Source organism: Helicobacter pylori SA221C, from assembly GCF_000476855.1.
In the GTDB taxonomy this organism is placed as follows: Bacteria; Campylobacterota; Campylobacteria; order Campylobacterales; family Helicobacteraceae; genus Helicobacter; species Helicobacter pylori_DK.
Window position 1 is genome coordinate 80,014 of the sequence record NZ_CBPT010000001.1, and the last position, 11,412, is coordinate 91,425.

Here is an 11,412-nt window from a genome sequence, read left to right on the forward strand (position 1 = left end):
TGTGTGATATAGAAGTATCGGATTAAAAACCGCAACATTCAAAAGGGTTGTTATCTTTTAATGCTTTGTTTGGGTGTTTTTACGCCTTTCAATGGTGATTCATCATAACAATAAGGGAAAGAAATTATCGCATTTTCCTTTTCTCATTTCCATTTTTGATACAAACGGATCTGCTTGTTCAAGCCACTGATTACACCACCAATAAAAGAAAGAGAGCTGCGAGATAAATGGCTTTTGAATGATGAGCGAATAAGTTTAAAGATTTTAATAAACAATACGCATAGCTCGTCAGGTTTCATATTGCCAGACACTAGGCATAAGTCGTTTATGTATTTAATAGGGACACGAATACGAGAGTTACCATCTTTTAAGTCATTGTCTAATCGCTGTGTTAGGCTATCCAAGCCCTTTTGGATTACCTCATGCATTCTTTCTAAAACACAATATTCCCTTGCTAAAAAAGAATGAGATGAACGCATGATATAAAGTCTGTTGCTTATTTTACATAGCCTATTCGTTAAGTCATGTAATGATAAATAAAGATTTCTAATGTATGGCATGATTATCCTTTATTTGCGGTTATCATATTTATCAAGCGTTGCCTTAAAACGCTATGAACTCTTTTGGTAAGGCTTGCCCGTTCCTACACAAATTTCACTAAAATCATCCCGCTAAACGCGTTGTTTTTATAAAATTCTATGCGATAGATCCTTTCTTGCTTGTCTAGTGAAAAGCGTTTTTGAAAATCTTTAAGTCTAATCGTATAGCCCGCTTCATTAGGCTTATTTTCATTAGAAACGCTAAAGCCAATCACATTCGCGCGGATATTATCCATGCCATGAATATAAAAACTCTCTTTCACTTCAACCACGCTCCCTATTTTAACCATTTGATCCTTATTGTCAATTTGCATTTTCACTTCTTCTAAAGAAGGATCAAACTCTATATAAAAGGGCGATAATCGTGTCATGAGCTTGTTGCCGTATTTTAAAAACACTTCTTGTTTATTTTTGACTAACCCTACAATGTAAGCGTTGCTCTCTATGGGGATTTGCGGGATTTTAGTGTTGTGGGGTAAGGGGAAATGATTGAGTTTAGGGCGTAAATTAAAAAGGGGCATTTTAGGCAGAGAGCTGATTTTTGCCCACAAGCTTTTATCATTGATTAGGGCATGCACGCTGTTAGGGTTAAGCTCAAAATCGCGCTTAAAAGGGATATTGAGCTGATTGAGTAAGCCCTCAATGGCTTGCAAATGGTAAAACACCCTTGATGCTAAAGGGAGTTCTTTGCTGGCTTCATTGGCAAAAGCGCTCTTTTTTTGGTTGATTGCATAAAAAGTTAGGGCTTTTTGCATTTCTGTATCGCCTTGCGCGGTGCGCGTGTTTTTTAAATGATACTCTTCAATGGGGTGCAATAAATGGGCGTTGATGCTCTCAATCGTATTGTTTGCAAAAGCAAGCAAATTAGGGAATTTCGCCCCCTTAACTTCATCTTGATCAATGATAAAGCAATTCCCCCAACGCTTAGGATTGAGCGTCGCATCAATATAAATAGGGCGATAATACCCACCACCATCATGCAAGTGCAAGACAGCGTCTATATTGGGTTTTGCAATCAAGGATTTGATTTCTTGGATAGTGGGGTATTCAGGGTCATTCTTGTCTAAAGCGGCAAATTTGCGGTTCATATCCCCATACAAGCCCCTATGATTTCTTAACATGGAAGGCTTATTCAATACCGGAACCACTTCAACCAGGCCTTTTAAAACGCTATAGTGCATTAAAAACAAATTAGTTGCATTAAACCCTCCAGGCTCATCGCCTTGAATCCCTGCTAAAAGCAACAAATGGGGGGCTTTGTCTCTATCCTCTACATTTGTAGGGGCTTTTTCTATCGTTTCTATCGCATGCAAAAACACCCAAGAATACAAACCCCACACTAAAAGCCATATTTTTTTCATCCAATCTCTCTACTATTTGAAACTAAAAGATCTCTAATTATACCTAAAAACCTTTTTAAGGGGGTTTTTAAAGTTTTCATAAAAAGGAACGAAAAATGCTTGTGAATGATCAATTCTATTTAAAAGGTTTTTTATGGATATTTTAAAAACTCTTCAAAAACATTTGGGCGATGTTGAAACAAGCGATTTTACAACCAATGCGATAGAAAAATCCCAACAAATCGCCAAATTCAGTAGGGACATGAAAAATATAAACGAGAGCGTTGGAGCGTTACAAGTCTTGCAAATCGCTTGTAAAAAACTCCTGAATAAGAGCATGGGTTTAGAAGATAAAGACGCTTTGCAAGCTTCTATCATCAAACAAGAATTGCGAGAAATTGTAGAAAATTGCCAGTTTTTAGCCTCCCCTTTGTTTGATACTCAGCTAAACATTGCCATTAACGATGAAGTTTTTTCCATGATTGTGGATAATCCTTTGAATTTATTGGAAAATGTGGGCGAGTTTCAAGCTTATTTGGAAGAAAAATTAAACGAAATTAAGGAATTATTAGGCTATTTGAGTGAAAGTCTTTCAAACCCCAAAGCTTTCATGCCAAAACAAAGTTTTTCAAATAAAAGCCTTAAAGATTTGTTGAGCGATGATTTGAGGGCTTAAAATCTAGCTCTCTAATTTAGAAAACTTGATTTTCCATAAGAAGAATGAGCCTAAAAACGCTATCACGAATAAGCCCACCAAGTAATAGCCCAAGTCTGTAAATTCCAGGCTTTGTAGGGTGCTTAAAAGGCGGTTTTCAAATTTTAAATGGAGTTTCTCGCTAAACACTTGAAAAAGCTCAATCAACCCGATAAAAAGCGCGATAAACACGCTTAAGGCGGTGATGGAGATGTTGTAGTAGATTTTCCTTAAAGGGGTTTTGAACGCCCAATCATACGCCTTAAGCATGAACGCCCCATCTAAAGTGTCAAACAAACTCATGCCAGCAGCAAAAAGAATGGGTAAAGAGAGCATGCCCACCACACTCACTTTGATCGCGCTGCTAGAGAGGGCCAAAAGCGCGATTTCACTAGCGGTATCAAAACCTAACCCAAAAAGAAAACCCACAGGATAAATGTGCCACGACTTGGAAACGAAATTAAACAAGGGTTTAAAAAAGCGGTTGAGTAAGCCCCTACTCGTTAAAAGCCGTTCGATCTCTTCGTTTTGTTGCCGGCTCAAGCTTTCATTAGAATGCGATTTTTTGAAGATTTTTAATAGATCTATTAAAATAATCGCATTCAATAGCCCTATAATGAGCAAGAAAAGCCCAGAAACTAAAGTCCCCACTACCCCCCCTATTTCTTCTAGCATGGGCGTATGCTCTTTAGCCCAAGCGATCGCAAACGCACTGATAATGGTCATTAAAATCACCACGCTTGAATGCCCCATAGAAAAGTAAAACCCCACGCCATAGGCGTTTTTGCCTTGTTGGGTGAGCTTTCTAATGGTGTTGTCTATGCAAGCGATGTGATCCGCATCAAACGCATGCTTTGCCCCGAGCATGTAAGCCATAGACGCCGCCGCATAAAACGAAGCGTTATTAGCCATAAAGAGCAACGCTAAACCCAATACATGCAAGAACACAATCGCTAAAAAATAAGGAAACCACAATTTCACAGTGCACCTTTTTGTAAAAATAATATTTTTTGGATAATTGTAATATATTTTGTTAAATTAGAAAATCTTAAGTTTTGTTTTTTGATTATTTTCTGTAGATTGTTCTAAAAAATTTTTAACCAGATTCGTTTTTCCCACCCAAAAATTTGACCCATTCGTCTCTGTCAATCAAAAGCACTTCGTTAGCTTGAGCCAATTTTTGAGCGGCTTGCGTGAAGTAGCTGTTGGTGATCACGCAAGCTTTTTCGCAAGCGTAGTAAGCTTTAGAAGAGACCACCTCTTGAATGGCTTTGGGCGAAACTTTGTGTGAGTAGCGTTTAGCTTGAACTGCCCATTTGACGCCGTCTTTTTCTATAATCAAATCCGCTCCATAATCGCCACTTTTTTGAGTGATTGTAACTTCAAAACCCTTTGAAGTGAAAAAGATTTTGGAATATTCTTCAAATTCAAAGCCGTTCATGGCGTCTATTTTTTGCAAAATGCGTTTGAGTTGGCGCTTCTTATACGAAGAGATAATGCCTTGAAAAAGCACTAACATGGAAAAAACGCCAAGAAGCGCGAACAATTTTAAAAGCAAATCGTTAGCCGAGGTTACTAATTTCAATTCTAAGGCTTTTTCCAATAAAACATGCCAAGCTAAATAAATCCCTACCGAAAACAAAATGACAAAAATAAAAAATGCAATCTTTTTCATGCCTTAAAGCCACTCTGCATTTTCTATAGCGTTCAAACGCTTTTCTAAACCCTCCATAAGAGAATAGTAAGCCTTATTAAGGGCCTTGATTAAAGCGTTATGATAGGTTTTATCTTCTTGGGAAAAAAGAGAAGGGTTATCGCCCAAACGATTAGCGTAATAAACAGGCACGCTGAAAGCGGTGGGGATTAAAAGGGTGTCAAACGGGCAAGCGGTTTGCGGGACGCATTCTAAAATCAAGCTCGCTTGAAGGTTTAAAAAACGCATGACGGATTTTGGGTCAGCGTTAGGCTCAATAGTCTTTTTAAGCCTTTCTTTAATGGCTTTTAAATCTTTAGGACTCTCTTCAAAAGAAAAAAAACATTGCCTGAAATATTGAGGGTGAAAGCGCTTTTATCTTTTAAAAAATAAGCGATTTGTTGGGTGATCGCTTTTTTAAATTCTTTTTGGTAAAAGGGCGGCACAAACTGGGCGTTAAAAAAGATTTTAGGGGGGGTTAAAGTGGAAGCGGTTTTTAAAGGGCTGTTTTTGGGGTAATCTTTATATTTTAAATGGAGCGTCGTTTTGTTGAAAAACTGACACCCTAGTAAAATAAAAGCGACACCAACGCTTAAAACCCTTAGCATTCTATCAAACGCCCATGCTCTAATTTCACATGCTTAGTGGCTAATTTAAGCGTGCTTGGGTTGTGCGAGATGAGAATGATCAAGCGGTTTTGTTTCAATTCTAAAATGCTTTGTTTGACGCTCTCTTCTGTGTGATTGTCTAAAGCGGAAGTGGCTTCATCAAAGATTAAAACTTGAGCGTCTTTATACAAAGCTCTTGCAATGGCGATTCTTTGGCGTTGGCCGCCGCTAAGGTTAGCGCCAAATTCATCTAAAACGCTCTCTATCCCATGAGGCATTTTTTCCACAAAATCTAAGGCTTGGGCTTTTTTTAGGCATTCTTTGATTTTTACCTCATCAATTTCTAAACCATACGCCACATTTTCAGCCACGCTCCCGTTAAAAATAAACACCCTTTGAGTGACAACGCTAATCTTTTCTCTCAAGGATTTTTGAGTGATGCTCTCTATTTTTTGATCATTGATGAAAATTTCGCCCTTGCTTGGCTCATAAAGGCGTAAAATCAGATTCACTAATGAGCTTTTACCGCTCCCGCTTTCGCCTTTTAAAGCGATGATTTCATTTTGTTGGAATTTCAAACTAATATCGCTTAAAACATAACGCTCTTGATTATCCAGTGCATAAGCCAGCCATACTTTTTTAAACTCTATGGTGTGTATAGCGTTATCTAGCGTCAATTCCCCATCAACAATAGCCGGCTCTCTTTCTAAAATCTCATGGATCCTGTCGCTAGCGACTAAAGCTTCTTGAAAATTAGAAGCGATCCTAGTTAAGCGTTTGATCGGCGTATAGAGCATAAAAAGGGCCGTGATGAAAGAAAAAAACGCCCCCACGCTAATATGGCCCCTAATCACTTCATTCCCCCCTAAATAAATCACTAACGCTATAGCGATTGAACCTAAAAACTCCATTAAAGGCGAAGAAATTTCAGCCACGGCGATGTTTTTGATACCGATTTTAAAAAACGCTTCATTTTCTTTCACAAAAGCCTTATGCTCTAATTTTTCGCCATTAGAAATTTTAATCGCTTCCACATTGTTAAAAACTTCACTCAAACGAGCGGTGATTTTGGCGTTACTCTCTTGATGGGATTTAGCGAGTTTTTTAACCTTACGAATGATTTTACTGATAGGAATAGCGGCTAGCGGCATGATCACTAGCCCCACTAACGCTAATTTAGGGCTTTGATAGATCACCACCCCCACTAATCCAACAATGGTTAGCCCCTCTCTTAGGCTCTCTGAAAGGTAATTGGACAAACTCGCTCTAATCAAACCTATATCATTGGTGATTCTTGCGATCAATTCGCCCTTTTTAGTCCTGTTAAAAAAATCCATTTCCATTTTTAGAAGGCTTTCTAACATGGTGTTGCGTATTTTTTTGACAATATCAAGCCCGATAAAGTTAGTGAAATAAGTGCCTAAATACATGCCCCCACTCTTACCCAAATACGCCAAAATCACTAAAAAAGGCAGGATTTTGAGCATGTGAGTGTCTTTATTGATAAAAATTTCATCTAAAGTGGGCTTGACTAAATAAGTCCCCCAAGCCGTGCTTAAAGCCACCACTAAAGAAGAAAATAAAACCACTATAAAACTTTTATAATGCTCTTTAAGGTATTTAGAATAACGCTTGAAAAAGAGTTTCAAATGCTTAACCTTTGGATTTGATTAAACTTGTATTATAGTGTTTTTATTAAGGGGTTTTTAACGCTTTAATAAACAGCTTAAAGCGATTGATTAGAATTTAGCGCTAAGGGTTGTCATCAAATGACTCCTGTCTGAATAAAGCACTTTAGAGCCGGGCGTGGGTCTGTAACTCCCTACCGTAAAGCCTGAATGTGTCATCACGCCCAAATATTCTAATTTCACGCTCGCTGTCAAACTCTTACTGATCTTATAGCCCACATTAACAGCCGCGCTCGCTTCATTGGCTAAAGTGCCGCTAGTCCAACGCCATAAAGTCCCCCACAGCCACTTTTTATGCACGCCCCCACCAAAAACCCAACCAGAGACGGCATCAGCGGTTACCACATGGCTTAAGGCTTGCCCTATATCATAAACGCTATTGGTCCAAAAATCAATGCCTAAAGGGTTTCCTGTCGTGCCTATGTAAGCGTTTGCGTTTTTCCACACTTTATAAAACGCTCCTCCGAAATTAAATTCATTGTAATCAAATCGTTGCCTAATGAGTAAGCTTTGCCCGGCAGTGCCAGCCTTTATAGCGTAACGATAAGTATCTCTTCTTAAGGGGGCATGGACAGGGAGCAAAATATAAGCTTTTGTTTCGGATCTAAAGCCCACGCCATCAAAATTAGGGTTACTATCATAGCCTACAACCACCCCAGGGCTGTAATAAGTCCCGGGCGAAAATTGGAAAAAAGGGCTAACGCTAACCCCTTTTCTTTCATAAGTGTAATTCACTAAATGGATACCATAATTCAAAGTGCGCCTGTTTTTAATCACGGTTCTTGGAGAATAAAAATCATAAATCCACTGCCCATAAGCGAACGCCCTACCCCATGAGCTAAACCACCATAATTTATGGCTTGCTTCATTTTTATCCTTGACTTTAGCACTGATTTCAAAGCCTTGCGTGTAACCGCTCATGTAAGGAGCATTAGATTGATAACGCCCTCCTTTAGCTAAAAAAATATCCTTATAGCGGTATTCTAAAAAAGCGTTATTCATCAAGTAATTACGGCGGATTTTATTAGCCCTAGCGTTCCCGCACGCTATAGAATCAATCACCTTGCCATCAGAACCAAGCGCGCACTCATGGATACTCGTGCCATCAAGCAAGGCTCTTTTACCCCCTAAATAGCCATCCCAATAACCGATGTAGTTATAAATAACCGATCCGCCTTGATTGAATTTGGTGTCATCATAAGCGATCCCTCCTAGCGTGCCGTCGATTTTTCCCTCTAAAACATGCCCTTGATCTTTAAGGTCTTTGGATAAAAAATCCGCATAGATATTGCCCTGCCCTACAGCGGTTACAAAAGTTTCTGTAGGATAAATCCCCCTAGCTATGTCAATCTTTTTTTATTAAAGCCAACTTTAGAAAAGGACTCCGCTAAAACTTCAATTTTATAATCAAACGCTTGCAAAGAAGCGCTCAAACTTAAAACATATAACCCGCAAAAAACTTGATTCTTTAAAGGCGTGCTATTTTTCATTTTTTTCCTTTTAATAGCCAATACATCTTAAAGATTATGACTTAAAGACTATACAATTCTTAACTGATCTAAAAACAAAGAAGCATAATCAAGCTATTTATTTACTTTTAATTAACTCAACTATTTTAGATTATAATGAAATTTTTTTAGTTTCATCATAAAATGAGATAAAGTAAATCAAAATTTAATCAAAGTAGGATTTTTGCACCGTTTTACAACCAAACCCATTTTTTTAAAAAATGCCAAAAAGCATTTTTTAAGTTTGATGATCAATCTAATAGCAAAAACTCCAACACCGCCATGCGCATTGCCACGCCATTTTTGACTTGCTCTAAAATTTTGGATCGCTCATCTTCTAACACCGCGCTTTCTATATCAATATCCCTATGCACCGGGCCTGGGTGTAAAATAATGATCTCTTTATTTTTAGCGTAAGCCTCTAGGCGTTTTTGGGTGATGCAATAAGCGTTGCCATAATCTTTCAAGCTCGCAAAAATGGGCGCGTTGTGGCGTTCGGTTTGGGTTCTTAAACTCATTAAGATGTCAGCAAATGCTATCGCTTCTTCAATGTTATGCGTCGTTCTTAAAGGAGTGGTAGGGAGCATGGAGCTTGGAGCGCACAGCATGATCTCAAGCCCTAGTCTTTGGAGCAATTTAATGTTGCTATTAGCCACTCTGGAATTTTTCACATCGCCTATGAAAGCGATTTTTTTCCCTTTTAGATTTTCTAAACTGCCAAAATGCTGATAAAGGGTGAGCAAGTCTAATAACGCTTGGGTAGGATGAGCACTCACGCCGCTTCCTGCGTTAATCAAGGGGCATTGTGAAAATTCGGCTAATTTAAAAGGCGCGCTTGAAAAAGCATGCCGTGTGATGATAGCGTCAGGCTGCATGGCATGGATATTTTTAAAAGTGTCTATCAAAGTTTCACCCTTTGAAGTGGAGCTCGTTTGCATGTTTAATTTCACTATTTTTGCCCCCAACCTTAGGCTTGCGATTTCAAAACTAGACACCGTTCTGGTGGAATTTTCAAAAAATAACGCCACGATGATTTTATTGTGCATTTTTTCTTTTGTTTCTAAAGATACGGCGTTAAAATCGTTCGCATAAACGCTCGCTTTGTTCAATAAAAGCTTGATTTCATCCAAGCTTAAATCGCTGGTTTGGAGCAAGTGTCGGCATTTTTTTGGCATAAAACCCCCTTTTAGTTATAATATAGATTTTATTTTAGCTAAAAATGGCATGGGTTTTAGCAAGGAATGGGCTTGAAAAATCTCTCAACACTTCTGGTGTTTTTATTCTTTTGTTTGGGGTGTGTGAGCAATTTTAATGAAGACACTTACACGCTAGACTTAGTGTTAGAAAAAAAAATCCAAGCCAGCAGGAAAGGCGAAATCACCCAAAATAATGTGCCTATCATCACGGCTATCGCTACGCATTTAAACGATGTGGATAGCGGCACTTACTATAATCATGAGTATTTTTTAGTGGAGATTTTCACGCAAAATAACGACTGGATAGATGATGGCTATATTTCTTATGAACTTTTTGGCACAAAACCTATAGGAAAAGAGCCTTTATGGGTGCGAGAAATCACAAAAGATGAATTTGATGGCATTTTAGAAACCACGAACAGGTGGAGCAGAGCTTTTTTGCTCGCTTTTGACAAACTGGATTATTTAGCGGTGCAAGAAGCCAAACTAGAGCTTGATGCCTATAGTTTAGGCAAGATTGTTTTTAATTTCGCTTATCAAGTCCCCTTACCTCAATTTTAATGCGCCTAGATTACGCTTTATTCAACCAGCATTTAGCAAATAGCAGAGAAAAAGCTAAGGCGTTGGTTTTAAAAAATCAGGTTTTAGTCAATAAAATAGTGGTTTCTAAACCCTCTTTTATCATTAAAGAGGGTGATCAAATTGAACTCATCGCTGCAAATCCATTCGTTAGCAGGGCTGGGGAAAAATTAGGGGCTTTTTTAGAAAATCACTTTATAGATTTTAAAGAAAAGGTTGTTTTAGATGTGGGAGCGAGCAAGGGGGGCTTTAGTCAAGTGGCTCTTTTAAAAGGGGCTAAAAAGGTGCTTTGCGTGGATGTGGGGAAAATGCAATTAGATGAAAATTTAAGGAACGATACACGCATAGAATGTTATGAAGAATGCGATATTAGAGGGTTTAAAACGCCAGAAAAAATTGATTTAGTGCTTTGTGATGTGAGCTTTATTTCTTTATATTGTATTTTAGAGGCGATTGTGCCTTTAAGCGGTGAATTTTTAGCACTTTTCAAACCGCAATTTGAAGTGGGCAGAGCCACAAAACGCAATAAAAAGGGGGTGGTAATGGATAAAAAAGCCATTTTAAACGCTTTAGAAAACTTTAAAAACCATTTAAAAACAAAGGATTTTCAAATCTTAAAGATCCAAGAAAGCTTAGTGAAAGGGAAAAACGGGAATGTTGAATTTTTTATCCATTTCAAGCGAGCATGAGGTTAAAAGCTTAGCTATCGGTAAATTTGATGGCTTGCATTTAGGGCATCAAGCCCTTTTTAAAGAATTAAAAGATCCCAAAGCCCTTTTAATCATAGAAAAAAAACATTACACTAAAGGCTATTTAACCCCCCTAAAATACCGCGCTAAACTCGTGGGCATGCCTTTATTTTTTGTGTATTTAGAAGAGATTTCACAATTAAACGCCCTGGAATTTTTAGAGCTTTTAAAAAAGAAATTCCCCCATTTAGAACGCCTAGTCGTGGGCTATGATTTCAGGTTTGGGCATGGAAGACAAAATGACGCTTTATTTTTAAAAGAGCGTTTTGAAAAAACCATTATTGTGCCTGAAGTGAAAATAAAAGAGATTAGCGTGCATTCTAAAACCATCAAACTAGCCCTAAGTCATGGCGACTTATCTTTAGCTAACAAGCTCTTAGGCAGGCCTTATGAAGTGTGTGGGGAAGTCATTAGCGATCAAGGCTTAGGGCATAAAGAATTAGTTCCTACTTTAAATATCAAAACTAAAGATTTTATCCTCCCTAGTTTTGGGGTGTATGCGAGTTTAGTGAAAATAAAAGATCCAATTTATCAAAAAAGCGTGAGTTTTATAGGCAACCGCTTAAGCACGGATCAACATTTCGCCATAGAATGCCATGTTCTTGATACCATCATAGAAAACCCGCCCAAAGAAATCGCTTTGCGTTGGGTTCAAAAAATACGAGACAACATGCGTTTTTCTTCGTTAAAAGAGCTTAAAAATCAGATCCAACAAGACATCTTAAGAGCCAAAGAGATTTTGAGATAATTTGTGTTAA

The 11,412-nt window shown here is 38.1% G+C and carries 10 protein-coding genes and 2 pseudogenes; 4 read left to right on the forward strand and 8 right to left on the reverse strand.

The annotated features are described in order from the left end of the window. Positions 1-143 precede the first annotated feature (143 nt). Positions 144-428, reverse strand: coding sequence for a hypothetical protein (locus QU01_RS00405; RefSeq protein ID WP_033761346.1), 285 nt, complete (start codon positions 426-428; stop codon positions 144-146). A gap of 215 nt (positions 429-643) precedes the next feature. Further along, entirely contained in the window at positions 644-1,960 is a 1,317-nt protein-coding gene (csd4, locus tag QU01_RS00410) for a DL-carboxypeptidase Csd4 (protein WP_033761347.1), read from the reverse strand. Positions 1,961-2,093: 133 nt separating this feature from the next. On the opposite strand from csd4, the gene QU01_RS00415 reads away from it, so the two are divergent. Then, entirely contained in the window at positions 2,094-2,615 is a 522-nt protein-coding gene (locus QU01_RS00415) for a flagellar FLiS export co-chaperone (RefSeq protein WP_033761349.1), read from the forward strand. 3 nt (positions 2,616-2,618) lie between these two features. Here QU01_RS00415 and QU01_RS00420 read toward each other — a convergent pair whose 3' ends face one another. From QU01_RS00420 to pyrB, 6 genes and pseudogenes are all read right to left on the reverse strand, one after another. Further along, positions 2,619-3,614, reverse strand: coding sequence for a HoxN/HupN/NixA family nickel/cobalt transporter (locus QU01_RS00420; protein WP_033761351.1), 996 nt, complete (start codon positions 3,612-3,614; stop codon positions 2,619-2,621). 115 nt (positions 3,615-3,729) lie between these two features. Beyond that, the gene (locus tag QU01_RS00425) at positions 3,730-4,308 is read right to left on the reverse strand and encodes a restriction endonuclease (RefSeq protein ID WP_033761353.1); all 579 of its coding nucleotides are present in this window, start codon (positions 4,306-4,308) and stop codon (positions 3,730-3,732) included. A gap of 3 nt (positions 4,309-4,311) precedes the next feature. After that, a pseudogene (locus QU01_RS08335) lies at positions 4,312-4,934 on the reverse strand (neuraminyllactose-binding hemagglutinin family protein). Further along, positions 4,928-6,583 carry an ABC transporter ATP-binding protein gene (locus QU01_RS00440; protein ID WP_033761356.1) on the reverse strand — a complete coding sequence of 552 codons (1,656 nt, stop codon included), beginning with the start codon at positions 6,581-6,583 and terminating at the stop codon, positions 4,928-4,930. Before QU01_RS00440 ends, QU01_RS08335 begins: the two are co-directional and overlap by 7 nt. A gap of 90 nt (positions 6,584-6,673) precedes the next feature. Further along, positions 6,674-8,112: pseudogene (hofB, locus tag QU01_RS00445) on the reverse strand (outer membrane beta-barrel protein HofB). A gap of 269 nt (positions 8,113-8,381) precedes the next feature. Then, complete coding sequence (pyrB, locus tag QU01_RS00450) at positions 8,382-9,305, reverse strand: aspartate carbamoyltransferase (RefSeq protein ID WP_033761357.1); 924 nt, start codon at positions 9,303-9,305, stop codon at positions 8,382-8,384. 66 nt (positions 9,306-9,371) lie between these two features. On the opposite strand from pyrB, the gene QU01_RS00455 reads away from it, so the two are divergent. Genes QU01_RS00455 through QU01_RS00465 form a run of 3 tightly spaced genes read left to right on the forward strand, consistent with a single transcriptional unit; the run spans position 9,372 to position 11,402 of the window. Beyond that, complete coding sequence (locus QU01_RS00455; protein ID WP_033761359.1) at positions 9,372-9,887, forward strand: hypothetical protein; 516 nt, start codon at positions 9,372-9,374, stop codon at positions 9,885-9,887. After that, complete coding sequence (gene tlyA / locus QU01_RS00460; protein ID WP_033761360.1) at positions 9,887-10,594, forward strand: 23S rRNA (cytidine-2'-O)-methyltransferase TlyA; 708 nt, start codon at positions 9,887-9,889, stop codon at positions 10,592-10,594. Before QU01_RS00455 ends, tlyA begins: the two co-directional genes overlap by 1 nt. After that, positions 10,560-11,402, forward strand: a complete 843-nt coding sequence (locus tag QU01_RS00465; protein WP_033761362.1) for a bifunctional riboflavin kinase/FAD synthetase — start codon at positions 10,560-10,562, stop codon at positions 11,400-11,402. The genes tlyA and QU01_RS00465 overlap by 35 nt, the downstream gene beginning before the upstream one ends. Positions 11,403-11,412: the final 10 nt, after the last annotated feature.